Annotated in this window: 28 protein-coding genes; all 28 read left to right on the top strand. The window is 34.6% G+C overall.

Features of this window, described 5'->3' with window-relative positions; all coding sequences use genetic code 11:
* Positions 1-2 precede the first annotated feature (2 nt).
* Complete coding sequence (locus ACJJVI_RS05370) at positions 3-1,487, top strand: DUF5687 family protein (RefSeq protein ID WP_317290416.1); 1,485 nt, start codon at positions 3-5, stop codon at positions 1,485-1,487.
* A gap of 74 nt (positions 1,488-1,561) precedes the next feature.
* A complete protein-coding gene (locus ACJJVI_RS05365; protein ID WP_042244998.1) occupies positions 1,562-2,305 on the top strand; it encodes an ABC transporter ATP-binding protein in 744 nt (247 codons plus the stop codon).
* Positions 2,306-2,316: 11 nt separating this feature from the next.
* Positions 2,317-2,538: a hypothetical protein gene (locus ACJJVI_RS05360; protein ID WP_146128639.1), complete on the top strand. Its 222-nt coding sequence runs from the start codon at positions 2,317-2,319 to the stop codon at positions 2,536-2,538.
* Positions 2,539-2,563: 25 nt separating this feature from the next.
* Positions 2,564-2,800 carry a hypothetical protein gene (locus ACJJVI_RS05355; RefSeq protein ID WP_405350871.1) on the top strand — a complete coding sequence of 79 codons (237 nt, stop codon included), beginning with the start codon at positions 2,564-2,566 and terminating at the stop codon, positions 2,798-2,800.
* Positions 2,801-2,937: 137 nt separating this feature from the next.
* Positions 2,938-5,553, top strand: a complete 2,616-nt coding sequence (locus tag ACJJVI_RS05350; protein ID WP_405350870.1) for a tetratricopeptide repeat protein — start codon at positions 2,938-2,940, stop codon at positions 5,551-5,553.
* A gap of 11 nt (positions 5,554-5,564) precedes the next feature.
* Complete coding sequence (locus ACJJVI_RS05345) at positions 5,565-5,972, top strand: polymer-forming cytoskeletal protein (protein ID WP_036583460.1); 408 nt, start codon at positions 5,565-5,567, stop codon at positions 5,970-5,972.
* Between the two features lie 29 nt (positions 5,973-6,001).
* On the top strand, positions 6,002-6,364 hold the full coding sequence (locus ACJJVI_RS05340) for a hypothetical protein (RefSeq protein ID WP_036583462.1): 363 nt from the start codon (positions 6,002-6,004) through the stop codon (positions 6,362-6,364).
* A gap of 124 nt (positions 6,365-6,488) precedes the next feature.
* Positions 6,489-7,679, top strand: a complete 1,191-nt coding sequence (gene atpB / locus ACJJVI_RS05335; protein ID WP_348022108.1) for a F0F1 ATP synthase subunit A — start codon at positions 6,489-6,491, stop codon at positions 7,677-7,679.
* Positions 7,680-7,711: 32 nt separating this feature from the next.
* A complete protein-coding gene (atpE, locus tag ACJJVI_RS05330; RefSeq protein ID WP_036583467.1) occupies positions 7,712-7,912 on the top strand; it encodes an ATP synthase F0 subunit C in 201 nt (66 codons plus the stop codon).
* A gap of 87 nt (positions 7,913-7,999) precedes the next feature.
* Positions 8,000-8,497, top strand: coding sequence for a F0F1 ATP synthase subunit B (locus ACJJVI_RS05325; RefSeq protein WP_036583470.1), 498 nt, complete (start codon positions 8,000-8,002; stop codon positions 8,495-8,497).
* Positions 8,498-8,501: 4 nt separating this feature from the next.
* Entirely contained in the window at positions 8,502-9,038 is a 537-nt protein-coding gene (gene atpH, locus ACJJVI_RS05320; protein ID WP_036583471.1) for an ATP synthase F1 subunit delta, read from the top strand.
* 93 nt (positions 9,039-9,131) lie between these two features.
* Positions 9,132-10,706 carry a F0F1 ATP synthase subunit alpha gene (gene atpA / locus ACJJVI_RS05315; protein WP_036583473.1) on the top strand — a complete coding sequence of 525 codons (1,575 nt, stop codon included), beginning with the start codon at positions 9,132-9,134 and terminating at the stop codon, positions 10,704-10,706.
* Between the two features lie 71 nt (positions 10,707-10,777).
* The gene (gene atpG, locus ACJJVI_RS05310) at positions 10,778-11,653 is read left to right on the top strand and encodes an ATP synthase F1 subunit gamma (protein ID WP_036583475.1); all 876 of its coding nucleotides are present in this window, start codon (positions 10,778-10,780) and stop codon (positions 11,651-11,653) included.
* A 166-nt stretch (positions 11,654-11,819) separates the two neighbouring features.
* The gene (locus ACJJVI_RS05305) at positions 11,820-12,665 is read left to right on the top strand and encodes an alpha/beta fold hydrolase (protein ID WP_405350865.1); all 846 of its coding nucleotides are present in this window, start codon (positions 11,820-11,822) and stop codon (positions 12,663-12,665) included.
* Positions 12,665-13,156 (top strand): RNA polymerase sigma factor, encoded by a 492-nt coding sequence (locus tag ACJJVI_RS05300; RefSeq protein ID WP_405350863.1) that lies wholly within the window; start codon positions 12,665-12,667, stop codon positions 13,154-13,156. Before ACJJVI_RS05305 ends, ACJJVI_RS05300 begins: the two co-directional genes overlap by 1 nt.
* Complete coding sequence (locus ACJJVI_RS05295) at positions 13,149-13,697, top strand: hypothetical protein (RefSeq protein WP_405350861.1); 549 nt, start codon at positions 13,149-13,151, stop codon at positions 13,695-13,697. Before ACJJVI_RS05300 ends, ACJJVI_RS05295 begins: the two co-directional genes overlap by 8 nt.
* Before the next feature lie 186 nt (positions 13,698-13,883).
* On the top strand, positions 13,884-14,300 hold the full coding sequence (locus tag ACJJVI_RS05290; RefSeq protein WP_405350859.1) for a hypothetical protein: 417 nt from the start codon (positions 13,884-13,886) through the stop codon (positions 14,298-14,300).
* Positions 14,301-14,619: 319 nt separating this feature from the next.
* The gene (locus ACJJVI_RS05285) at positions 14,620-14,958 is read left to right on the top strand and encodes an AHH domain-containing protein (protein ID WP_405350857.1); all 339 of its coding nucleotides are present in this window, start codon (positions 14,620-14,622) and stop codon (positions 14,956-14,958) included.
* Positions 14,959-14,963: 5 nt separating this feature from the next.
* A complete protein-coding gene (locus tag ACJJVI_RS05280; protein ID WP_042295052.1) occupies positions 14,964-15,704 on the top strand; it encodes a hypothetical protein in 741 nt (246 codons plus the stop codon).
* Between the two features lie 9 nt (positions 15,705-15,713).
* On the top strand, positions 15,714-16,424 hold the full coding sequence (locus ACJJVI_RS05275; protein ID WP_348022113.1) for a hypothetical protein: 711 nt from the start codon (positions 15,714-15,716) through the stop codon (positions 16,422-16,424).
* Positions 16,425-16,483: 59 nt separating this feature from the next.
* Complete coding sequence (locus ACJJVI_RS05270) at positions 16,484-16,978, top strand: hypothetical protein (RefSeq protein ID WP_405350854.1); 495 nt, start codon at positions 16,484-16,486, stop codon at positions 16,976-16,978.
* A gap of 91 nt (positions 16,979-17,069) precedes the next feature.
* Positions 17,070-17,900, top strand: a complete 831-nt coding sequence (locus ACJJVI_RS05265) for a hypothetical protein (RefSeq protein WP_042244976.1) — start codon at positions 17,070-17,072, stop codon at positions 17,898-17,900.
* A gap of 105 nt (positions 17,901-18,005) precedes the next feature.
* The gene (locus ACJJVI_RS05260; RefSeq protein WP_405350852.1) at positions 18,006-19,460 is read left to right on the top strand and encodes a lipopolysaccharide biosynthesis protein; all 1,455 of its coding nucleotides are present in this window, start codon (positions 18,006-18,008) and stop codon (positions 19,458-19,460) included.
* Positions 19,460-19,894 (top strand): dUTP diphosphatase, encoded by a 435-nt coding sequence (gene dut, locus ACJJVI_RS05255; RefSeq protein ID WP_042244971.1) that lies wholly within the window; start codon positions 19,460-19,462, stop codon positions 19,892-19,894. The genes ACJJVI_RS05260 and dut overlap by 1 nt, the downstream gene beginning before the upstream one ends.
* 50 nt (positions 19,895-19,944) lie before the next feature.
* Positions 19,945-20,961 (top strand): sugar phosphate nucleotidyltransferase, encoded by a 1,017-nt coding sequence (locus ACJJVI_RS05250; RefSeq protein WP_405350850.1) that lies wholly within the window; start codon positions 19,945-19,947, stop codon positions 20,959-20,961.
* 19 nt (positions 20,962-20,980) lie between these two features.
* A complete protein-coding gene (locus tag ACJJVI_RS05245; protein ID WP_405350848.1) occupies positions 20,981-22,360 on the top strand; it encodes a tetratricopeptide repeat protein in 1,380 nt (459 codons plus the stop codon).
* Positions 22,361-23,116 (top strand): DUF4292 domain-containing protein, encoded by a 756-nt coding sequence (locus tag ACJJVI_RS05240; protein WP_405350846.1) that lies wholly within the window; start codon positions 22,361-22,363, stop codon positions 23,114-23,116.
* Positions 23,116-24,321 (top strand): murein hydrolase activator EnvC family protein, encoded by a 1,206-nt coding sequence (locus ACJJVI_RS05235; protein WP_405350844.1) that lies wholly within the window; start codon positions 23,116-23,118, stop codon positions 24,319-24,321. Before ACJJVI_RS05240 ends, ACJJVI_RS05235 begins: the two co-directional genes overlap by 1 nt.
* Position 24,322: the final 1 nt, after the last annotated feature.

The following is a 24,322-nucleotide window of genomic DNA, read 5'->3' as shown; positions in this document are numbered from 1 at the left end:
CCATGATCAAAAAATTTATCAATCTAGAATGGAAAAGCTTCTTTAGAAGTGCAGCGTTCAAACAGAATCTAGCCATCAAGATTTTAATGGCCTTTGGGGCGTTATATTTTATAGTTGCTTTTGGAGCCCTAGGTGTAGGAAGCTATTTTATCATTGAAGAGTTTATTGAAAAAGGTAAAATCGTTGCAGACAACCCTTTTCAAGTCGTGAACGGCTTTTTAATATACTGGGTTTTTGCAGACATAGGTTATCGATACATGCTTCAAAAAATGCCTGTTGCAAACATAAAACCCTTATTGTATTTGCCGTTTAAAAAAGGAAAGATTGTCAATTATGCACTAGGTAAAACTGTTATTTCCTTTTTTAATTTTTTACCAGCATTCTTTTTTATTCCTTTCAGCGTTGTTTTAATTGCACAAGGTTATAGTGTTATAGGAGTTATAGGCTGGCATCTAGCGATGTTATTTATCACTCTAGCCGCTAATTTTCTTAATGTATTTATGAATAATATGGATAAAGTATTTTATCCAGTACTAGCGGTGATAGCAGGTTTAGGATTGTCCCAGTATTATGGTCTTTTTGACATCACTGCATATACAGGTCCTATGTTTATGTTCTTTTATGAAAACGCTTGGGCATTTATAATTCCATTATTATTATTCATAGTGACTACATATTATGCATACCACTACTTTATCAAACAATTATATCTAGATGAAGGGTTAAAAGCTGTTGCAAAAGAAGCTACCACAGAGGATTTAAGTTTCTTAGACCGCTTCGGTAAACTATCTACTTATCTAAAGAACGACATTAAACTTATTAAAAGAAACAAGCGTGCAAAAATGACCTTTATCATGGGCTTCTTCTTTGTCCTTTATGGATTGTTTTTCATGAATGATCTATATTCTAGTATTAATGGTATGAAGGTCTTTGCAGGACTTTTTTGTACCGGTGGATTTTTATTCAGCTTTGGTGGATTAGTGCCTAGCTGGGATAGTAGTTATTATAAATTAATGATGTCGCAAAATATTCCCTACAGAGAGTTTTTGCTTAGCAAATGGTGGCTTATGGTCGCAGCGACTGTGGTAAGCACTTTACTGTGTACGTTCTACTTATACTTTGGTCTAGACTGGTGGTTCGGGATGCTCGCAGGTGCTGTTTATAACATTGGCTTTAATAGTTCAGTGGTTTTATGGGGTGGCGCATTTGTAAAAACACCTATAGATTTAATGACGACTAAAAAAGCCTTTGGTGATTCTAAGGCGTTTAATGCAAAAACACTTTTATTGTTAATTCCTAAACTAGTACTACCAGTGGTGATTTACTACGCATTTGCGTTAACTATAAATGAGTCAGCTGGATTTATAGCTATTGCAGCGACTGGAGTGTTAGGATTGCTTTTCAGAAATAAGATTTTTGATATGATAGAAGACATTTATAAAAACGAGAAGTACGACACGATAGCCGCTTATTCTCAGAAAAACTAAGAGTAGAGCATTAATTAGATATAATACGCTTTCGCGAAAGCGTCATTACCACAACAATAAAGAACACAACTATTATGATTACTATAAATAACCTTTCAAAACAATATAACGGTACTAAAGTTCTAGACATCGAAAGCCTTGAAATTCCTAAGGGACAGGCTATAGGTCTAGTTGGAAATAACGGTGCTGGTAAAACGACCTTGTTTTCATTATTACTAGATTTAATTCAACCATCTAGTGGTCATATCGTTTCTAATGATGTGAGAATCGACCAAAGTGAGGACTGGAAACCATTTACTAGTGCTTTTATAGATGAGAGTTTTTTGATAGGTTACCTTACTCCAGAAGAGTATTTTTATTTCATCGGTGAGTTGCGTGGACAGAACAAAGCAGATATCGATGCACTCATCGCTAGCTACAGTGATTTCTTTAACGGTGAAGCTGTAGGTCAAAAAAAATACTTGCGTGACCTATCAAAAGGTAACCAGAAAAAAGTAGGTATCGTCGCAGCTTTAATAGGAAAACCACAAGTTGTGATATTAGATGAGCCATTTGCAAACCTAGATCCATCTACACAAATCAGGTTAAAGAAGATTATTAAAGATCTTGCAAATGATCCAGAAGTAACGGTTTTAGTATCTAGTCATGATTTAATACATGTTACAGAGGTTGCACAAAGAGTGGTGTTACTAGAGAAAGGAAGAGTCGTAAAAGATATTGAGAAAAGCAGTGCTACTTTTAAAGAATTAGAAGACTATTTTATTGGTATATCAGAAATTCATGCGCCAGTTGCTACTGTGTTAACTGAAGAAGAATAATGATGAATGCTATGATAAAAATGTACGTTATTCATGTTGTAATTTTTATAGCTATTTTCTTTATAGCACGATATATCATATCACAGTATGTAGTGGATCCAACTTTCTGGATTACAGTAATCCCAGTGGCATGTGGTTGGTTACTTGCACCAAAGCCTCATGTAGAAGAGCATCAATCTGGTAAGCAATATGGTTTAAGAATCGTGTTTTCAAATAAGATTATCAAGTTGTAGTTATCTTTGCATTAAAATTGAAGTCATGAGTGCCAAAATTAAAATGTATCTAGTCTATGGTGTTGTGTTTTTAGCATTGTTTCTAGGGTTATGGGTTTTATCAGGGTATATCTTTGAACCAGATAGCACCATGCGCAAATTAACTCCTATAGTAGCTTCAATTATTCTGTCTCCTAAACCACATGTCGTGGAGACTCAATCAGGAAGACAATACGGGTTAAAGAGTCTTTTCTCAAAAAAAATCTACTGGTTTAAAGATTAATTATACTCTAATAGTTCGGTTGATAACTTCCATTTGGTCATTTTCTTAGTTAAGGGATAAAAAATCCTTATTTTTACGACCTTTCACAATATCTATGCTGTTTAAGCAGTTATGATAGCTAGATAAAAAAGGAGCTTTTGAGAACCACACTTATTAACATTTTAACGTTTTTACTTCTACTAGTCATAGTCACTAGTTGTAGTCGTAAAAAAAACTCATTTGTAAGTCGCAATCTACACGCGGTTGGAACTGAGTATAACGTACTTTATAATGGTGATCTCGCCTTGCAAGCTGGACTAGATGAACTAGAAGCAACATATAACGAGGACTATTGGGATATCTTACCGGTAGAACGTATGCAATTAAAGCAAGAGGTATTTCTTCCAGGACAGAAACCGGCAAATCCTAATTTTGAAAGAGCCGAAGAGAAAGCTGTAAAAGCAGTTCAAAAACACTCGATTTTTGTTAATGAAGAAGAGTTCAATCCGCAAGTTGATGATGCTTATCTATTGCTAGGTAAAGCTAGGTACTACGACCAGAGATTTGTCCCAGCGTTAGAGGCATTTAATTACATCTTGCAATTCATGCCAGAAAGTGATCAACTTAATCAGGCAAAAATATGGCGTGAGCGCACTAATATGCGCTTAGAGAATAACGAAACCGCCATCATTAATCTTACTAAATTACTTAAAGAAGAAAGTGAGATTATAGAAAATGAAGATCTAGCAAATGCAAATGCGACACTTTCTCAAGCCTTTTTAAACTTAGAACAAATAGATAGCGCATTGATTTACATGAATCGTGCAGCAAATCTCACTAAGAATAAAGAAACCATCGCTCGCTATAAATTTATAGCAGGACAGCTTTTTGCAAAGGCAGGACAGCGAGACAGTGCCTTTGTAAAGTTTGATCAAATCATAGAAATGCATCGCAAGGTGCCACGTCGCTATTATGTGCATTCATTTATTGAAAAAATAAAACTCTTTGATAATAGTACTGATAGTGAAGTATTATTGTTAGAAACTTTAAATGACCTAGAAGAAAATCGTGAGAATCGCCCATGGTTAGACCATATTTATTCTCGCAAGGCGATATACTTTGAGAATAGAGATTCACTCAACGATGCGGTAACCTATTATAATTTATCACTAAGGGCAAAAGGTGGAACAGATCAATACTTGCGAGGTAACAATTATAGTGCATTAGGTAAAATAAGTTTTAACCAGAATAAATATGCTGCAGCAGGTAAATATTATGACAGTGCCATGGTTAATTATGTTGAGCGCAGCCCAGAGCATCGATTGGTAAAAAAGAAAAGAGATAATCTAGAAGATGTTATTCTTTATGAAGAAAGGCGTCGCAGCGCAGACAGTATTTTTAATGTGTTGGACATGTCTACTGATCAACAAATCGCTTATTACAACGAGTACATCGCAAAATTAAAAGCAGAGGAAGAGCGACTAGCAAAACTTGCTGAAGTTGAAGCATTAAAAGAAGCTCAAAATCAAAATGCATTTCAAACCATACAAAATAATAAGACGACTAAGAGAGGTAACGCAGGACCGGCTTTTGGCCCTATAGGCGGTGCACCTTCAACACCTACACTTTCAGGTACTCCTACATTTTACTTCTATAATCCACAAACCGTTGCCCGTGGAAAGCAAGATTTCCGTAGAAAATGGGGAAAACGTAAATTAGAAAATAACTGGAGACGCAAGAATAAAAAAGATGATGGTGGTGGCGAGATTGTTATAGAAGAAGATGAAGCACTCGTAGAAGAAGAGGTAAGACCAGAGTTTACTCCAGAGTTTTATATCGATCAATTACCAGAAGGGATGAGTGTGCTAGATAGTATTGCGAGCGCTCGTAACTTTGCATATTACCAGCTAGGTGTTATTTATAAGGAGAAATTTAAGCGCAATGATTTAGCAATAAGTCGTTTAGAAAATCTAATTACTTTTGAGCCTGCTGAAAAACTGTTGCTTCCAGGATTATACAATTTATACCTTATATATAATGAGAGTGGCGCTTTCGCGAAAGCGGATATATACAAAAGCCGTATCATTAATGAATTCCCAGATACTAGATATGCACAGATTTTATTGAATCCAGACGCGAAAATAGAAGATAATGCTAGTCCTAGTGCTGTATATAAAAGACTATACAAAGAATACGAGAAAGGCAATTATGAAATCGTGGTCACTAATGTAGAAAGATATGTTACCTTATTTAACGGTGATCCTATTGTACCTAGATTAGAATTATTGAAAGCTTTTGCCGCAGGAAGATTGTATGGTTTCAAAGAGTACAAACGAGGAATCGATTTTGTCGCTCTTAACTTTCCCAATACTGAAGTTGGGAAAAGTGCACAGAAGTTAGTATTAGAGGCAGAAAAACTTAAAATAGCCGAGGCTTTTATGCCAGAGCAAGGTCTTTCTGATTTTAAATTAATATATCGCATTGAGAAAACTAATTATCAAAAGTTAGAACAACTTAAAGATCAATTAGAAAAGGCCATTGAACAAGAGAAATATGGATTTACAGTATCTGTAGATGTATATAATCCACAAGAAAATTTAATTGTTGTTCATGGATTAACTTCAAAACTAGGTAGTCGTGGATTAGGAGACTTTATGGCTAATCCTAGCAATGGTTTTAATATCAGCGACACAGCAATACCTATTGCAACAGAAAATTATAAAATCATACAGGTGTATAAAAGCCTGGATGATTATGAAAAAGAAATGCTTTAAACACATTAAATATGTTTAACGATAAGAAAGGTTCAAAAAAAGGACAAATGGAAGCAGGAAAATCGCAAAATAGAATAAGTCACGGTACGGTGATAGAAGGAGATATAACTAGTCAAGGTGGTTTTAGAATTGATGGTACCATCAATGGAACTTTACAAACACCTGCGAAAGTCGTTATCGGTAAAGATGGATCAATTAATGGATCTCTAGAATGTGGAAATGCAGATATAGAAGGAAATTTTAAAGGAAAACTATCAGTTACTGGTCTATTAACTTTAAAATCTAGTGCTGTAATTGACGGTGAAGTAGTAATTTCTAAATTAGCTGTAGAACCAGGCGCAACCTTTAATGCAACCTGTTCTATGAATACTGGAGTAAAAAACTTGAGCGACAGTAATAAAAAAGGTAAAACAGCATAGACTTATATAATAGTCACATCTCATTATAAATGAATTTTTACCTCAAGACCTTTTTGTTGCTGTTATTATTGTCACTTTCCATTTTTGGAATACATTATTTAATAGTAGATCATCCGACTATTCCGTTATGGAAAACTTATAGTTTTCTTGGTGTTGCAGCTTTTATTACAGTTAGCGCATTAAAATACGTCTTCGGATTAGTACCAGATAAGCTAGGATTTGCTTTTTTAGCACTAGTTTTTATAAAGTTTGGAATTGTCCTAATTATGTTTCCAGAATTGATAACTGGACCTAGCTTATCAAAAGTTGAGGTATTAGGCTTTTTAATTCCTTATTTTATCTTTTTGTTTTTAGAAGCGGCAATAGTTATTAAGTGGCTTAATCAGAATTAATTGGCAGCTTTAAAAAACTTTAAAAAGCAGTAAAAAATTAACTTTTAAAAGCTCGCTTTTTACACGTTTTTTTGTCATACATTTGCACCCGAATTAAGAGACCTAACTTTTTAAGGTGATTTACATGTATAGAGCGTACTTTAAAATAGCTTTTTTTGCTTTGATCTTTACGGCTTTTGCGACAGCACAAGCTCAAGAACATAATGGTGATTATGCCTTTGATGATGAAATAGAATCAGATGGCGGTAAAGTGAATACAAAAGAAGAAATCGATTCTTATATCGATCATCACTTAAAAGATTCACATGACTTCCATTTATTCTCATATTCAGATGATGCTGGAGTAAGAAAACATGTTGGTTTTTCTTTGCCTGTTATTGTTTGGTCTAGTGAAGGTTTAAAATTCTTTATGTCTTCAAAGTTTCATCACGATGATGATGGAAAAGTGTTAGTAAAAGCTGGCGACGCCACATTTACAAAACTGCACAGTAAGATATATGAGTTAGATAGTGGTGCTACTGCCATTAATTTTGACGCAGATCATCACCCTACTAATGCTCATAGAGTATTTGATATGTCTATTACGAAGTCTGTTTTTGGACTTCTATTAATAGGCCTGTTAATGCTACTAGTTTTTGGTGCATTAGCAAAGCAGTACAAGACTAAAAAGATCCCTACTGGATTCGGTCGTGTATTAGAGCCGTTAGTGTTATATGTAAGAGATGAGATTGCACGTCCTAATATAGGTGAGACTAAGTATAGAAAATTCATGGGGTATTTATTAACCGTGTTTTTCTTAATCTGGATCAGTAACCTTTTAGGGTTAACACCATTTGGGTTTAACATCACGGGACAAATAGCGGTAACCGTATGTCTTGCTTTATTTACATTTATTATTGTACAATTTAGTGGTAATAAAGATTACTGGATGCACATTTTCTGGATGCCAGGCGTTCCAGTATTAATGAAAATAGCTTTAATACCTATTGAGTTAATAGGTCTGCTTACAAAGCCGTTCTCGCTTCTTGTACGTTTATTTGCAAACATTACAGCTGGTCACGTTGTAGTTATGGGTCTTATTGCCTTAATGATTACGCTTAAAGCACAGTTCGGTATAGTAGGTTCGACAGGACTTTCTATATTCCTTACCTTGTTCTTATCAGTTATAGAATTATTAGTAGCCTTTTTACAGGCATTTATCTTTACAATGTTATCTGCCCTATTTATAGGGATGGCAGTTGCAGAGCATGATCATCACGAGCATGCTGGCACTGAAGAGGACGACATCGACGAGGTAAGAGAACGTTTTATTTAATTTTTTTTGTTTAATTTTTAATACCCATTATCATGGAAACAGCTTATAATTTAATTGGTGCAGGTCTTATCGTTATCGGTGGTGGTATCGGTCTTGGTCAAATTGGTGGAAAAGCAATGGAAGCTATTGCTCGTCAACCAGAAGCAGCTGGAAAGATCCAAACTGCGATGATTATTATCGGTGCACTTCTTGAAGGACTTGCATTTGGAGCTCTTTTATTAGGTAAAAACTAATAAGAGTTCAAAAAACAAACAGTTCTTGCAACGGTTGGTTGTAAGAACTGTTTAACTATTAAATTTTAAACACAACAACATTTTATTATGTTAGATTTAATTAATGATTTTTCGCCAGGCTTGTTTTTCATGCAAGCACTTATCCTTATCATCTTAATTGTATTGATGAGAAAATTTGCATGGAAACCTATTCTTAACGCTCTTTCTGAAAGAGAAGAAGGAATTGCTGAAGCACTAGCTGCTGCAGAAAATGCAAAAATAGAAATGGCTAATCTTGAAGCTTCTAATCAAGCTGCCGCACAAGAGGCTCGTGCTCAAAGAGACGAGATGCTTAAAGATGCACGTGAGATTAAAGAGAAGATGATTGCAGATGCTGCAGGTCAAGCTCAAGAAAAAGCAGATAAAATTATAGCTCAAGCTCAAGAAGCAATTGAAGCAGAGAAGAAAGCAGCACTTGCAGATATCAAATCTCAAGTAGCTGATCTATCTGTAGACATAGCAGAAAAAGTGACACGTAAAGAACTTTCTCAGAAAGATGCACAACATGCACTTATCGAGCAATTACTAGCCGAAGCAAATATCTAAGAACATGAAATTATCTAGAGCTGCATCCCGATACGCAAATGCTATTCTTAGTCTAGCAATAGATAAGAGTGAAGCTGTCGCTGTAAATGAAGAAATGAAGACTATTCTAGTTACTCTTAACGGTAATAAAGAATTACGTGACTTCATGAGCAGTCCGTTAATCAAATCAGAACAGAAACGTGGCGCATTACGTCAGGTTTTTAAAGATGCAGGTGCAATCACAATGGGATCTTTTGATCTATTAGTAGATAATAAGCGTGCAGATATATTAATGGATGTCGCTACAAAGTATATTTTACTTTTTGAAGAAATGAATAAGCGTGAGATTGCTACAGTAACAACTGCTGTTGAAATCACTGCTGATTTAGAACAAAAAGTGCTAGCAAAAGCAAAAGCGCTTGCTGGTAAAGACATTACATTAGAGAAAAAAGTTGATGAATCTATACTAGGAGGATTTATTCTTAGAGTAGGTGATCAAGAAATCAATGCTAGTGTAGCAAACAAATTAGGACAATTAAAAAGAACATTTGCTACTAGATAGTAAATGTGTTTTAAAATTCCGCTTTCGCGAAAGCGTATTTAATTAAGAATAAATGGTCATTACGACCTATTTGATAAGAATAAAAACAAGAACATGGCAGAAGTAAATCCAGCAGAAGTATCTGCAATACTTAAGCAACAATTATCAGGTTTTGATGCAACTGCATCACTTGATGAAGTGGGAACCGTACTTACAGTAGGTGATGGTATCGCACGTGTTTACGGTCTTTCTAACGCCCAATATGGTGAACTAGTTGCGTTTACATCTGGGATTGAAGGTATCGTTCTTAACCTAGAAGAAGATAATGTAGGTGTGGTACTTTTAGGCCCATCAACAGGTATCGCTGAAGGTGACACTGTGAAACGTACACAACGTATCGCATCTCTTAAAGTAGGTGAAGGTATTGTAGGTCGTGTAGTAAATACATTAGGTGAACCTATCGATGGTAAAGGTGCTATTGAAGGTGACTTATATGAAATGCCTCTAGAGCGCAAAGCTCCTGGAGTTGTTTTCCGTCAACCAGTAACTGAGCCATTACAGACAGGTATTAAGTCTATCGACGCGATGATTCCTGTAGGTCGTGGACAACGTGAACTTGTAATTGGTGACCGTCAAACTGGTAAAACTACTGTTTGTATTGACACGATTCTTAACCAAAAAGAATTTTACGATGCTGGTGAGCCAGTATATTGTATATATGTAGCTATCGGACAAAAAGCGTCTACAGTTGCAAACATTGCAAAAGTACTTGAAGAAAAAGGTGCTCTTGCTTATACTACAATTGTTGCAGCAAATGCATCTGATCCAGCAGCAATGCAGGTTTATGCACCATTTGCTGGAGCATCGATAGGTGAGTACTTCCGTGATACTGGTCGTCCTGCACTTATTATTTATGATGATTTATCTAAGCAAGCTGTTGCTTACCGTGAGATCTCTCTACTTTTACGTCGTCCACCAGGACGTGAGGCGTATCCTGGAGATGTATTCTTCCTTCACTCAAGATTGTTGGAGCGTGCAGCAAAGGTTATTGCAGATGATGAAATCGCAAAAAACATGAACGACCTGCCAGATAGTTTGAAACCTATCGTTAAAGGTGGTGGATCTCTTACTGCACTTCCTATTATTGAAACACAAGCTGGTGATGTATCGGCTTATATTCCTACTAACGTAATTTCGATTACAGATGGACAGATTTTCCTAGATGGTGATTTATTCAACTCTGGTGTACGTCCTGCTATTAACGTTGGTATTTCAGTATCACGTGTTGGTGGATCTGCACAGATTAAGTCTATGAAAAAAGTATCTGGTACTTTAAAATTAGACCAGGCAGCTTTCCGTGAACTTGAAGCATTTGCAAAGTTCGGTTCTGACCTTGATGCAACTACACTAGGTGTTATTGAAAAAGGAAAGAGAAACGTTGAGATATTAAAGCAAGCAGAAAATGATCCTTACACTGTTGAAGATCAGATTGCAATTATCTATGCAGGTTCTAAGAACTTGTTGAAAAACGTTCCTGTTGAAAAAGTAAAAGAATTTGAAAGAGACTTTATAGAATTACTTAATGCAAAGCATAGAGGAACTCTAGATACTCTTAAAGCTGGAAAACTTACTGATGAAGTGATTGATACACTTACAGCAGTAGCAAAAGATCTTTCTAGTAGATACTAAGAACTTAGAGATCAGAGATGAGAAACATAGTTTCTTATCTCTGACTTCTAACCTCTAACTTCTAACAAATTATGGCGAATCTTAAAGAAATAAGAAACAGAATTTCATCAGTATCTTCTACCATGCAGATTACATCTGCTATGAAGATGGTGAGTGCAGCAAAGCTTAAAAAAGCACAAGATGCTATTACAGCAATGCGTCCTTATTCTGATAAGCTTACTGAGATTTTACAGAGTCTAAGCTCTACCTTAGAAGGTGAAGCCGGAAGCAAATTTGCAGAGCAACGTGAAGTAAAAAAAGCCTTAGTTGTCGCTATTACTTCTAATCGTGGTCTTGCAGGTGCTTTTAACTCTAATATTATTAAAGAATTGATTCGTTTGAATCAAGAAGATTTGAAAGGTATCGCTGTTTCTTACATGACTATAGGTAAGAAGGCAAACGATTTTGCAAAGAAGACCGATAATATTATCTCAAACAAGAGTGATCTTTTTGATGACATATCCTTTGATAATGTTGCTCTAATTGCTGAAGAGTTGATGGAGCTGTTTGTAACAGGTGAATTTGATAAAATTGTTTTAGTATATAACAGTTTTAAAAATGCTGCTACTCAAATTATAATGACTGAAGATTTCTTGCCGCTTAAACCAGTAGCAAAGGATGAAGCAGCTATTGAAACTCAAAAAGAGCTAGATTACATTTTTGAGCCTTCTAAAGAAGAAATCATTGAAGAGTTAATACCTAAGTCTTTAAAAATGCAATTGTACAAAGGAGTGCGTGATTCTTGGGCTAGTGAGCACGGTGCACGTATGACTGCAATGCATAAAGCAACTGATAATGCAACGGAACTTAGAGATCAGTTGAAGTTAACTTATAATAAAGCACGTCAGGCTGCGATTACTAACGAGATCCTTGAAATCGTAGGTGGAGCAGAAGCGTTGAATAATTAAAATACTATTCAAAGCTGTCATGCTGAATTTATTTCAGCATCTCATTTTATAATATCTAAAAGCCTTTCAGAAATGAAAGGCTTTTTTCATGTGGTAAAGTTTTTTTATTTTAAGATGTAACATTTTTTGACTTCTGCATCTAAAGGGAAACTTTAAATTCTAAATCATGAAAAAAATTATTTCCCTATTTGTTGCACTTTGTCTTTCTATGTTAGTATTGGCTTGTGATGATCAAAAGGCAATTCAGGTAGAAGTATCTGGATCTGGACAGCCTATATTATTTCTTCCTGGTTTTACGGTTCCCGGTGAGATTTGGAATCCAACGGTAGATCAATTAAAAAATAAGTATCAATGTCACGTGGTGACTTTAGCCGGATTTGATTCAATGGAACCTATAGAGTTTCCATGGTTACCTAAAGTAAATGAATCTCTAGAAAACTATATTATTGATAATAAGTTAGAAGATGTCATCGTAATAGGTCATAGTTTAGGTGGTACTATCGCTACCTGGCTTGCTAGCAGAGAAAATTCTAAAATTAGTCAATTAATACTAGTAGATGCGTTGCCTGCAGCTGGTGCTCTTATGTTTCCAGATTTTAATCCAGATAATTTATCTTATGACAGTCCTTTTAATAAACAACAACTAGAGATGAGTCAAGAAAACTTTGAGCAAATGGCAACAGGAATGTCTATGGGAATGAGCACTAATTCTGAAGCTCAAACGCAAATCAAAAACTGGATACTTGCCGCAGACCGTAAAACCTATGTCTATGGATATACCGATTATCTTAAATTAGACATGCGAGAAGATCTTAGTAAAATTAATGTGCCTGTTACAATACTTGCAGCTGCACTACCTTATGGGGAAGACATGTCCAGAAACACCTATGAAACACAATATAAAAACCTTAAAGAGTATCATTTAATAATATCTAAGGATTCCGCTCACTTTATTATGTTAGATCAACCTGATTGGTTTAAGAGTCAAATTTTAAAAGCACTGGCTGAGTAATGATTCATATAGAAAGAGATTTTAAAGAAATTTACAATAAGCACTCAGATAAAGTGTATCGACTTTGTATAGGTTATGCGGCCGGAAATGAAGATCTAGCAAAAGACTGGCATCAAGAGACATTTATTAAAGTCTGGAATCACAGAAAATCATTTAAGGGTGATTCTTCCATCAGTACTTGGATTTATAGAATAGCGGTAAACACTTGTCTCAGTGATTTAAGAACTCCTAAAAGAAAAGTTACAACAGAAAGACTAGTCAGTGATCAAACAGATTCTAATGAGATATCTGAAGATCGTACAGGCATGATTCAAAAGATGTATCACTGCATCAATCAATTAACATCTCAAAATAAAACACTTATTTTAATGGAGTTAGAGGAAATCCCTCAATCTACCATTGCAAATACGACAGGTTTAGAACATGGAGCCCTTAGAACCAGATTAAGTCGTATTAGAAAATCACTTTTAAAATGTATAAAAAATGGATAACGATATATTAAATAAAGTATGGAATGAAAATAAATCATCTCATACGATTCCTGAACCTAGTTCTATTATAGCTATGGCAAATCAGCAGCGACGTAAACAGAATATAGGCTTAATTGTTATGGGAATTACCGTTTTAATTCTGATCACTTATGCTACACTATACTTACCAAATTCATTTAATAGCTTTAGCTTGGGACTTACTTTAATGGTTGCTTCTATGCTAGTGAGAATCATCATTGAGATGTATTCAAAACTTCAAAAGGCTTCAAAACTTGCTTCAATGGATGCCAAAACTTATAAACTATACCTAAAAAGATATTATAAGTGGCGTATGAAAATCAATTACATTCTTACACCAGTATGTTTTGCTATTTATTGCTATGGATTGTATTTATTATTTCCCTATTTTAAGAATGAGTTTTCTAACGGATTTTATATTTATCTAATTGTCTCAGCAGTAATTTCTCTAATCGTTATAGGGGCTATAATTATAAATCAGATTATTAAAGAAACACGTTTTTTAAAGCTATTACAACACTAAATTCATATACGTAATTTTCTATTGGCACCACATTTGGGAATTTTAATGATGTTAAGAGTTATATGTTATCTTTCGATTCATCACATCCTTTTTTTCAAGATTTAGGATTTTACGGAAAAGAAGTTCATACATTAATTCATGCTGGGTATAATTCTAACCCTTTAACTTCAACATTCAATTTATAATATGATAACTGGTTATTACGTAAGCTTACCTAAAAAAATAATATCTAAGGACTCTAGATTTAATCCTAAGAACGATTTGTATTCTATTTTCGCTTTTAAATTGATTAATGACAAAGAAGCTTGGTATACAAATAAAATCGAGCATAAACCATTTATTAGAGATTTTATCTGGGATGGAAATAATTTTGATACTAATAGTAGTTTGGAAAAAATAAAAATAGTGGATAAAAATAAGATGATTTGGATAAATGATTATAAAGGAGGCAAGAATCGAGTTTTCAACCTTTTTAGTTCTTTAACTGAAAATACTAGAATTTGTGAAAACTCTTTAATATTTATTTCTTTCGATAAATTAAAAAATTATTCCAATCATTCTTTTGAAAACACTTTAACTTATGATTTGTTTTTTAAAAATTAATTTTATCTAGGTAAATTCATCAATCAAAAAGCCTTTCAGAAATGAAAGGCTTTTTTGATGCTCAAACTTTTTTAGAATATACATGTAACATTTTTTGACTTCTGCATCTAAAGGGAAACTTTAAATTCAAAATCATAAAAAAAATTCTTTCCCTATTTGTTGCACTATGTCTTTCTATCGTTGTTATGGCTTGTGATGATCAAAAACCCCTTAAGGTAGAGGTATCTGGATCTGGACAACCTATATTATTTCTTATTATACTTCTACGGGATTATATAAATTCGTTGGTAGAAGCGGAAAACTAAGGAAAGCTTTAGGGATGGCGCCATTAGCTGTTGATCCTAGAAAAGCACATCATCTTATTCCACAAGCGAATGATTTTCTGATTCATCCTGTAATACAAAAAGCGGCAGGACAAGGTTTTCATATAGATGAAGCTTTAAATGGTATACCTGTAAGTGATGTTATTCATAATGCTCCGCATATACAATATAGCGCAAAAATCAAACAACTTCTTAATAACTGGAACATTCAATATCCAAATGCAACTGGTTTAGAAGTTTATAGTAAAGTGGTAGAACTAACTACGAATATTAAACATGTTATAGATACAAATCCGGGAGTTCCATTAGATAATTTAATACATTTAATAAACTAAACTAAATGGGGAATTACTTTATCATTTATGAAAATTGTAGAAGGAAAAACTTTGGAAGGTATCCTCAAATAAAAGATTATATATATAAATCAAAAATAAATTCAGGAAAATTTATTGATTTATGGATAGGAAAAGAGGTTCCAAATAATATTATATTGGAAAAAGCGGAGTTATTGCTGAATGATAATTCAAACTTAACTCATGGTTTGGTGCCTCTAGGAGCTATAGGTTTTACTGGAGCCTTAGTCATAAATAATGAATTAAAATTCTTATTTAAAGAGCATTATATTTACGGAATTAACTTTCTTCCATTAAATGTATACCACAAAGGCGTTCTTTTAGATAATTATAACATAAGTCATATTTCTAAATTTGATGATGATTTAATAGATTTTGAAAAAACACAATTTTCAAAAACTCATGGATCTTATCCTAATAGAGTAACCGAAATTATTGACATCAATTCCAAGGCTGAATTTTATAATGAAAAAGCAAAATATTCTAATCCAGCTGATAATACTTATATTCTAATTGATAAATTTAGAATTAATGAAAATTTCAATGATATTGATTTATTCGCTCTGCAACATGTATTTGGTGGTATTAAATTTATTATTTCAGAGAAATTGAAATCAGCTATGGATGAGTTAGGCGTAGTATGTTATAACTATAGACCCATCAACATTGGATATAACGAATGGGAATCAGATCCTAAAGTTAGGTTTGAACGTTATGGAACTAAGTAGATAAAAATTATGAAAAATTATTTTTTGACTTTTAGCATTGTGGCAATTGCAATCTCCTGCACGTCAAAAAAAGCGGTAAATGATTTAAAACCTGAGCCCAATTATTTTCTTTTTGAATATTATGACGAGGAATCAACGGAAGGAGATGTTGAATTTTTTAGATCATTAGCAACATCGATTGACTCTACAGGTTTAAAAGGGTTGGATTCTTTAGTTACAATTTATGAAAATAAAATAGCTCGGGATAGCGTAAAAACAAGGAAGTGGATTCAGAATGATATTGCATTGAAGGTGGAAGAGGACTCCATTTGGCGTTATGAAGAATATAAAGGTGATATGAGAGGAGACTATCAACTCATATCAAAAAGCAATGGAATTCTAAGGTATTATAACAAGGCTAGGAATATTAATTATAAAAATGACACGCTATTTAATACAAACGAAGGTGTTACTTTTAAAATAGATAAAAAAGATGTTAAAACCATTAAGGGTTATAAATGTTATAAAGTTATAATTGAAAAAGAAAATTTAGTACTACGAGATTACAATACGGGCAAAGCAACATATGAATTATATGTTACTGATGAAATTAAATTACCAACCCATTCCGTTTTAAATATACCTACTAATTCAATTGAAGTTTTTCCTTTAGAGGCTGTTGTATCTTTTGAGAATAAGGCATTTTCTAAGTCTTTTTATAACATTAAGGTTATTGAATAGCACTTTTCCTTTAAACGCTTATGGCACCACATTTGAACAACAATCCGTAAATTACACCTATGAAAGCAATCTATATTTTACTAGCCTTGACCATTAGCTCTTGTGGAGCCCAAAAAATGTCAGAAACCTATACCTCTGCAGACTTTCCGGTCTCTCAACAAGCATATGCACAAGCATGGAATGGTGGCGCACCTGGATCTGGTAGTGGGATCACTTTATATTTCCCTACAAAAGTTACTAGTGGTAAAGAGGTTGTTGCGATCTACTTTCGCAATAGCGTTAATAAAACAGTAAACTACACGGCAGATGACCGCATGATGATGGTGTCACGATTCCGCACAGATTTTAATAATCGTCAAGATCTGATCATGGATTTGGATTCTAAAAAAGAGGCGCAAAATGAAGCGCCTAATATTGAGAAATTCCCGTTTGAGTTGAAAGATAATGAAGCCGTTATTGCTTTAAAAGAAATTAATAGTGATTCCATAAGCTATGTAAAGCTGCTTGATATTCAAGAACGCTCGCAATTGGATATGCCTTCTATGCCTCAATAGGTCATTTCACTCAATCAAATATAGTAGGCGCTCATTATAGCTATGAGCGCCTTTTTTATGCGCTTAAGTTTGACTCATAAAATTTACAACTATGAAAAATCTATTGAGAATAACAATTATCGCTTTGACATTTTCGGGACTTGCAAATGCTCAAGGAGCAGAAATTGCTAGAGAAATCCGAAACTACATGAACGCAGAGACCAGTGACGAGATGATAGAAGTAAAAGATAAAGCAGGTAAAACACACTATGTGCGCAGTGCTGCAACGACTACGGCACATCATATAGGTGGACAGAATACTTCTACAAATACAGTCGTTTTTGACGCCTTTAATGCTCATCCAGAGTGGCAAAACATGAATGTAGTCGTAGACTGGACAGGCAGCATGTACAGTTATGTAGGTCAGGTAGTGCGATGGCACCATGTCAATAAAGACAAACAATTGATGAATAGCATGGTGCTTTTTAATGATGGCGATGATAAATTGAGACAAGGACGCAGTGGTAAAACAATAGGTAGTACAGGTGGTATTTATTTTCCTAACCATTTAGATATTGATAGTTTTTTAAATACTGTTGCAACAGCAGTAGATAATGGCGGCGGCGGCGATGGGCCAGAAAATGATGTTGAGGCCATCATAGCAGCACAAGCACATGACCAATCTGGTAGTGACTTTGTTCTCATTGCAGATGCTACTAGTATTAGAGATATTTCTCTAGTACATCAAATTAAGCGACCAGTACATGTCATTCTTTGTGACCATGTTTCACCAGATTACATCACGCTTGCCCGTACTACTGGCGGCAGCATTACATGGCCAGGTGGTTATACAGACTATAGCCAGGTGCAATGCACTACACATCATGTAACCGTTTGCAATCATCACCATAGTCACGATATGGCGTGTCATGTTCATGAATAAATTATAGTAATAAGCAATTATTTTAAATACGCTTTCGCGAAAGCGTTGCATTGTAGAACCTTGTGATTATAACTACCTTTGAGCGGTAATAATTACAAGGTTTTTTTGAGCGCAATTAATCGTCTTTTTAAGCACACATTTGTCTATGGTCTAGCGACCGTACTACCTCGATTATTAACCGTATTACTGACGCCCTTACTAACTAACTACTTACCTAATCCAGAAGATTTTGGGGAAGTCTCCATCATATTCTCTTGGATCATAATCTTTAATGTCTTGTTGACTTATGGTACAGAGACGGCGTTTTTTAGATATTTTACAGAGACTGATGATAAATCTAAGGTTCTAGGAACGGCTATAGGCACTTTGTTAGGTACTACGTTATTATTTGTGATTGTTTCTTACTTAAGTTTAGACCACATCGCTTCATGGACTGATAAATCTGCAAATTACTGGAGATGGGTGATAGGTGTACTGGCTTTTGATACTCTAGCAGTAGTGCCATTTGCATACATGAGAGCACAAGGCAAAGCGGTAAAGTATGCAGTAATTAAAATGATTAACGTAATCATTTCGGTAGGTTGCAGTGCGCTTTTCTTGATATGGCTGCAAGATATTCCAGGTTTACGAGATTGGTTGCCTGGTGATAAGATTGAATTGTATTTCATCGCATTTTTTGGGGCAAGTGCACTCACGTTTTTGGTGATTTGTAAACCATACTTCAGTAAGTGGAAGTTTGATGTCTTGTTATGGAAAAGAATGCTGCGCTATGGCTTTCCTATTTTAATAGCTGGATTAGCATTTGCTATTAATGAAACCTTTGATAAAATATTATTAGAATGGTTGTTGATTGATAATGCTACTGATCAAGTAGGAATCTATACGGCATGTTATAGACTTGCTGTAGGGATGACTTTGTTTTCAACAGCCTTTAAATTAGGAGTCGAACCTTTCTTTTTTAGTGAGGCAAAAAATGAAAAGGCACCACAGCTCTATGCTCAAATTACAAAGATGTTTGTAATCTTGGGCTCGATAGCATTGCTTGCTTATATAGTATTAGTAGATCTGATTAAAGTATTATTAATCAATGAAAAATATTATGATGCGATGGATATCGTACCTATGGTATTGATTGCCTATTTATTTTTTGGGATATATCAGTCCATATCTGTTTGGTATAAGGTAACTGATAAAACTAAATATGGAGCTTATATTTCAGTTCTCGGAGCTGCGTTAACTATAGGATTGAACATTCTATTGATTCCACAAATGGGTTATATAGCCAGCGCAATAACTACATGCGCTGCTTATGGATTAATGATGGTAACTTCTTATGTACTCAGTAGAAAGCATTTTGCAATACCATATGACCTTAAAAATATCTTATTGTATTTAATCGTTTCGATTAGTTTTTCCCTGATATTCTTTTATTTTTTCAGAGAAGAGTTGGGTATAGGCAGTTGGAGTCTTTATCTTGTGGGAATACTAATGACGGCTGTTCTAGCCGGATTAATCTGGATACGAGAGAAAACATTTATTAAAAATTTGATTAAAAAATAATGACCATAAAAATCATCAATAAATCGGCACATGCATTACCTCATTATGAAACTGAGGCTAGTGCAGGAATGGATTTAAGAGCAAACCTAGAAACAGCAGTGATTCTGGAACCTATGGAACGTGCCATTATTAAAACAGGTCTATTTATAGAACTACCTATAGGTTATGAAGCGCAAGTAAGACCTAGAAGTGGTCTCGCTGCAAAAAAAGGTATTACAGTTTTAAACGCACCAGGAACAGTCGATGCAGATTATCGTGGTGAAATAGGCGTGATTCTTGTAAATTTATCAAATGAAGCGTTTACTATTGAAAACGGTGAACGTATTGCACAACTTGTCATTGCAAAGCATGAGCGTGCACAATGGCAAAAAGTAGAAGAATTAAGCAGTACAGATCGCGGTGCAGGCGGTTTTGGAAGTACTGGAGTAAAATAAATTAAACATAACATTAACTGCATAAGCAGTATAATAACGTATCGCATACTATGAAAATAATTGTACCTATGGCTGGCCGTGGTTCTAGATTAAGACCACATACATTAACAGTTCCTAAGCCGTTAATTCCTATTGCAAATAAACCTATCGTTCACAGATTAGTGACAGATATTGCTCGCATATTAGAAGAGCCAGTTACTGAAGTGGCTTTTATATTGGGCGATCCGGCATTTTTTGGCGATGATGTAGTAAAAAGTTTAGAAGAGTTAGCTACCAGTCTAGGAGCAAAAGCTAGTATATACCGTCAAGGTGAACCATTAGGAACAGGACACGCTATTATGAGTGCGGCAGACTCACTTTCAGGACCTGCAGTAGTTGCTTATGCAGACACGTTAATAAGAGCAGATTTTAAACTGGATCCTACAGCAGACGCTGTTATATGGACAAAGCAAGTTGATCAACCAGAAGCATATGGTGTGGTAAAACTTAACGATAAAGAAGAAATTGTTGAGCTAGTTGAAAAGCCAGAAACTTTTGTGTCTGATCAAGCTGTAATAGGAATCTATTACTTTAAAGAAGTTGCAGACCTTAAAAATGAGTTACAGTTTGTATTAGAAAATAACATCATTAATGGTGGAGAATACCAAATTAATGATGGTATCAAACGCATGATGCAAAATGGGAAAGTTTTTAAAACAGGAACCGTAGATGAGTGGATGGACTGTGGTAATAAAGTGGTTACTGTAGAGACCAACACACGCATCATCGAGTTTATGAAAAAGGACGGAAGTGATGAAATCAACACAAATCCTACCTTAGAAAATGCTAAAATCATAGAACCTTGCGTTATAGACCCATCAGTAGTCATTAAAAACTCTACAGTAGGGCCACACGTTTCTATAGGAGCAGGAACTACTATAGAAAACTCAACTATTAAAAATTCATTAATACAGTGTCATTCTGTAATTAAGAACGCTATTTTAGATGAGGCTATGATAGGAAATCACGTAAAGTATAATGCAAACTATAACAAGGTAAGCATCGGTGATTATACAGTAATGGAATAATTATTGAACTTAAAACAGAATGAAAAAACACTTATCAATTATTTTGATAGCTACTGCCCTATCCTGGAGCACGACTACATATGCTCAAGAAGAAGTAGAAGCAGTAGAAGTGAATCAAGATGATCTAGGTGACGTTTCTAATGGTTTTAAAGATGCATTTTTTAACGCTCTTGCAGAAAAAGCTAAAGGGAATCATGATCGAGCCATAGTATTGTTAGAAAACTGTGCAAAAAATGAACCTACTTCTGGAGCAGTACAATTTGAACTAGCAAAAAATCATTTTGCAAATAAGGATTTTAATAAAGCAGAACAATCTGTTAGAAAAGGAATAGAACTATCTGGTAACAATGAGTGGATGCTCGATATGCTTTTTGACATATATGATGAGCAAAAGCAATATGATAAAGCAGTTCCCGTAATGGAACAACTAGTAAAAATCAATGATAACTATGTTGAGTTTTTACCAACCTTATATTACCGTACTGGCCAGTATGATAAAGCTTTAAAATCCCTTAATGATATAGATGCTCGACAAGGTAACGATGATCCACGCAGAAATGCTCTACGTCGCAGTCTCGAAAGTAGACAGCAACAAGAAGTACGTAATGAAAATAATATAGAGTCATTAGAGGCAGAAATCGCAAAGAATCCTAAAAATGAACAAGCCTATATAAACTTAATTTACATGCATAGTCGCAATGGAGATCAGGATGCTGTTTTTGAAGTAGCTCAAGATTTTGAGCGTAATTTACCAGATAGTGATGCTGCCCATTTGGCCCTTTATAAAATATACTTTAAAAACGATCGTATAGAAGAAGGCGAGGCTAGTTTAGAAAAAGTATTGACATCAAATAAGATTGATCGAGAAACTAAAATGAAGGTTCTACAAGACTTCATAAGTATGTCAGACGGTCGTGTAGAACTAGAGAAAGCAGTAAACCAAGCGATCGATTGGTTATCTGATGATATTGAAGACCCTAATGCTTATCGTGCCATGGGTGATTTTTATCTTAAGAAAAAGGACCCTATACAAGCCATTGCTTTTTATGAAAAAGGTCTTGAGCTAGATGGTAATGATATTGATATTATTAAGAGCATAGCTTTATTGAGTATTGATATTAAAGATTATAATAAAACGCTAGCGGTAACAAATACTGCCATAGAAAAATTCCCAGCACAGCCATTATTCTATTTATTAAATGGTGTGGCTCATAATAGTTTAAATACTCCAGATAAGGCTATTGAAATTATAGAATTGGGACAAAGCTATTTACTAGATGAATTTAAATTAGAGCAGGATATGTACCAGCAGCTCGCTATCTCTTATGATAAAAAAGGAGACACAGCTCGTGCTTCTAAAATGAGAGCCAAAGCTCAAGAACTTTCTAAAAAGTTATAAATGAAAGCATACAGAATTATATACATCTTTCTTGCGTTAGTTATTACAAGTTGTGGTAGTGTACAAAAAGCTGCAAATAACGCTAGTGCTACCGCAAAAAAGGCAAGTGTAGTAAAGGCTCATACAGCTGCTCGCACAGACTTTAAAACCATGCAGTCTAGACTTTCTGTAAGTTATAAAGACGAGAAGCAATCGCGTAATGTGACGGTAGATTTACGCATTGAAAAAGGAAAACAAATCTGGATGAGTGCAAAGTTCCTTGGCTTTACAGCAGCAAAAATTTATATTACTCCAGATCGTGTACAGTTTTATGAAAAACTAAAAGGAAGATCCTTTGATGGTGATTTTTCATTAATAAGTGACTTTTTAGGTGAGCCACTAGAATATCAACAGCTGGAGGATCTATTATTAGGCCAGGCAGTTGAATCGTTACAGCCTCATGATTTCTCTATCGTTGATAATCAGTATCAATTTAAACAAGGACAGCTTATTGAAAAGCTATTTAAATTACGTCCATCAGACTTTAAATTAAGCCAGCAATCTATAAGAAAACCTGCAGATGACAGTTTTCTAGTCATTACTTATCCAGACTATCAGATAGTGGACAAGCGCATTATTCCGCTAGAGGTAAAAGTCGATGCAAAACGTGGTAAACGTCTTTCTCAAGTCATATTAGAATTTAAAAATATAGAGTTCAATCAGGACCTATCATTTCCATTTTCAATTCCGTCTAATAGCAAACCCATGAATCTATAATGGGAAGAAAGAGTTTGTTATTTACGATTTTGTTTTTGAGTTTTGCTTTCGCGAAAGCGCAGTCAGAAAAAGCACAGCTTGAAGCTAAAAAGGCAAGGATACAGGCCGAAATCAATCAGTTCTCAAGGTTACTTTCTAATGTTAAGAAAGAAAGTAAAACGATGGTATTGCTCGTGGAGACTATCGACAAAAAAATAGCCAGCACCCAAGAATTAATAAACATTACAAATAAACAGGCTAATTTAATCACGCGCAGTATTAAGAAAAATACGGACGAGAATGCCAAGCTTAAAAAAGAAATCAAAACTCAAAAAGAAGAATATGCTCGCATGATTGTCAAAGCATATAAATCAAAAAATGAGCAAAGTAGATTAATGTTTTTACTATCATCTGAAGATTTTTTACAGGCGTACAAAAGAGTACAGTACTTAAAATCATATGCAGATTATCGTAAAAAGCAGGCAGATGAAATCACTGCTAAATCCATGCGGCTAGAGCAGATTAATAAAGACCTGCAAGAAGAAAAAAAGCAAAAGCAAGAGGTTTTAAAAATTAATAAACAACAACGTATTGCATTACAAAAAGATAAGCAAGAGCAAGAAAATTTACTAGCTGTTGTAAAACAAGACGAGAAGAAATACTCTAAAGAGATAAGAGAAGCCAGTAAAGAACGTGCGATAATTAATAGACAAATTCAAAAGCTGATTGAGGCCGATATCGCAGCGTCTAATAAAGGTAAAACCGGTGCGGTAAAAGGAAAGTTTTATTTATCACCAGAGGCAAAAGTACTCGCAAATAACTTTAAGTCTAACAAGGGAAAATTGCCCTATCCAGTAGATGAATTTATCATCTCAAGAAAATATGGTGATCAACCGCATCCTGTACTTGCCGGAATTAAAATTGCTTCCAATGGATTGCGATTTCAAGCGCCATCTAACTCACCAGCAAAAGCAATTTTTACTGGTGAAGTGGTAAGAGTGCAAAAGGCAGCAAACGGTATTTTATCTGTTTATATAAGACATGGTAATTACACGTCTGTCTATGGTAACTTAAAAAGTGTTGTCGTGCAAAAAGGTAATCAAATTAAAACGCAAGACATTATAGGAACTGTTTTTACAGACAATTCTGGTGTAACAGAGCTACGTTTCGTACTTATGGAAGATAGCCACACAGTTGATCCTGCTGGGTGGTTATTGAGGTTTTAAT

It is taken from the genome of Nonlabens sp. Asnod3-H03 (assembly GCF_045063665.1).
In the GTDB taxonomy this organism is placed as follows: Bacteria; Bacteroidota; Bacteroidia; order Flavobacteriales; family Flavobacteriaceae; genus Nonlabens; species Nonlabens ulvanivorans.
The sequence above is the reverse complement of the archived record's forward strand: the minus strand, read 5'-3'. Positions and strand labels throughout refer to the sequence as shown.

What these genes read in the sequence shown, in the direction of transcription:
- ACJJVI_RS05370 (WP_317290416.1), top strand. Translation starts at nt 3, where the DNA reads ATGATCAAAAAATTTATCAATCTAGAATGGAAAAGCTTCTTTAGAAGT.
- ACJJVI_RS05365 (WP_042244998.1), top strand. Translation starts at nt 1,562, where the DNA reads ATGATTACTATAAATAACCTTTCAAAACAATATAACGGTACTAAAGTT.
- ACJJVI_RS05360 (WP_146128639.1), top strand. Translation starts at nt 2,317, where the DNA reads ATGATAAAAATGTACGTTATTCATGTTGTAATTTTTATAGCTATTTTC.
- ACJJVI_RS05355 (WP_405350871.1), top strand. Translation starts at nt 2,564, where the DNA reads ATGAGTGCCAAAATTAAAATGTATCTAGTCTATGGTGTTGTGTTTTTA.
- ACJJVI_RS05345 (WP_036583460.1), top strand. Translation starts at nt 5,565, where the DNA reads ATGTTTAACGATAAGAAAGGTTCAAAAAAAGGACAAATGGAAGCAGGA.
- ACJJVI_RS05340 (WP_036583462.1), top strand. Translation starts at nt 6,002, where the DNA reads ATGAATTTTTACCTCAAGACCTTTTTGTTGCTGTTATTATTGTCACTT.
- atpB (WP_348022108.1), top strand. Translation starts at nt 6,489, where the DNA reads ATGTATAGAGCGTACTTTAAAATAGCTTTTTTTGCTTTGATCTTTACG.
- atpE (WP_036583467.1), top strand. Translation starts at nt 7,712, where the DNA reads ATGGAAACAGCTTATAATTTAATTGGTGCAGGTCTTATCGTTATCGGT.
- ACJJVI_RS05325 (WP_036583470.1), top strand. Translation starts at nt 8,000, where the DNA reads ATGTTAGATTTAATTAATGATTTTTCGCCAGGCTTGTTTTTCATGCAA.
- atpH (WP_036583471.1), top strand. Translation starts at nt 8,502, where the DNA reads ATGAAATTATCTAGAGCTGCATCCCGATACGCAAATGCTATTCTTAGT.
- atpA (WP_036583473.1), top strand. Translation starts at nt 9,132, where the DNA reads ATGGCAGAAGTAAATCCAGCAGAAGTATCTGCAATACTTAAGCAACAA.
- atpG (WP_036583475.1), top strand. Translation starts at nt 10,778, where the DNA reads ATGGCGAATCTTAAAGAAATAAGAAACAGAATTTCATCAGTATCTTCT.
- ACJJVI_RS05305 (WP_405350865.1), top strand. Translation starts at nt 11,820, where the DNA reads ATGAAAAAAATTATTTCCCTATTTGTTGCACTTTGTCTTTCTATGTTA.
- ACJJVI_RS05300 (WP_405350863.1), top strand. Translation starts at nt 12,665, where the DNA reads ATGATTCATATAGAAAGAGATTTTAAAGAAATTTACAATAAGCACTCA.
- ACJJVI_RS05295 (WP_405350861.1), top strand. Translation starts at nt 13,149, where the DNA reads ATGGATAACGATATATTAAATAAAGTATGGAATGAAAATAAATCATCT.
- ACJJVI_RS05290 (WP_405350859.1), top strand. Translation starts at nt 13,884, where the DNA reads ATGATAACTGGTTATTACGTAAGCTTACCTAAAAAAATAATATCTAAG.
- ACJJVI_RS05285 (WP_405350857.1), top strand. Translation starts at nt 14,620, where the DNA reads ATGGCGCCATTAGCTGTTGATCCTAGAAAAGCACATCATCTTATTCCA.
- ACJJVI_RS05280 (WP_042295052.1), top strand. Translation starts at nt 14,964, where the DNA reads ATGGGGAATTACTTTATCATTTATGAAAATTGTAGAAGGAAAAACTTT.
- ACJJVI_RS05275 (WP_348022113.1), top strand. Translation starts at nt 15,714, where the DNA reads ATGAAAAATTATTTTTTGACTTTTAGCATTGTGGCAATTGCAATCTCC.
- ACJJVI_RS05270 (WP_405350854.1), top strand. Translation starts at nt 16,484, where the DNA reads ATGAAAGCAATCTATATTTTACTAGCCTTGACCATTAGCTCTTGTGGA.
- ACJJVI_RS05265 (WP_042244976.1), top strand. Translation starts at nt 17,070, where the DNA reads ATGAAAAATCTATTGAGAATAACAATTATCGCTTTGACATTTTCGGGA.
- dut (WP_042244971.1), top strand. Translation starts at nt 19,460, where the DNA reads ATGACCATAAAAATCATCAATAAATCGGCACATGCATTACCTCATTAT.
- ACJJVI_RS05250 (WP_405350850.1), top strand. Translation starts at nt 19,945, where the DNA reads ATGAAAATAATTGTACCTATGGCTGGCCGTGGTTCTAGATTAAGACCA.
- ACJJVI_RS05245 (WP_405350848.1), top strand. Translation starts at nt 20,981, where the DNA reads ATGAAAAAACACTTATCAATTATTTTGATAGCTACTGCCCTATCCTGG.
- ACJJVI_RS05240 (WP_405350846.1), top strand. Translation starts at nt 22,361, where the DNA reads ATGAAAGCATACAGAATTATATACATCTTTCTTGCGTTAGTTATTACA.
- ACJJVI_RS05235 (WP_405350844.1), top strand. Translation starts at nt 23,116, where the DNA reads ATGGGAAGAAAGAGTTTGTTATTTACGATTTTGTTTTTGAGTTTTGCT.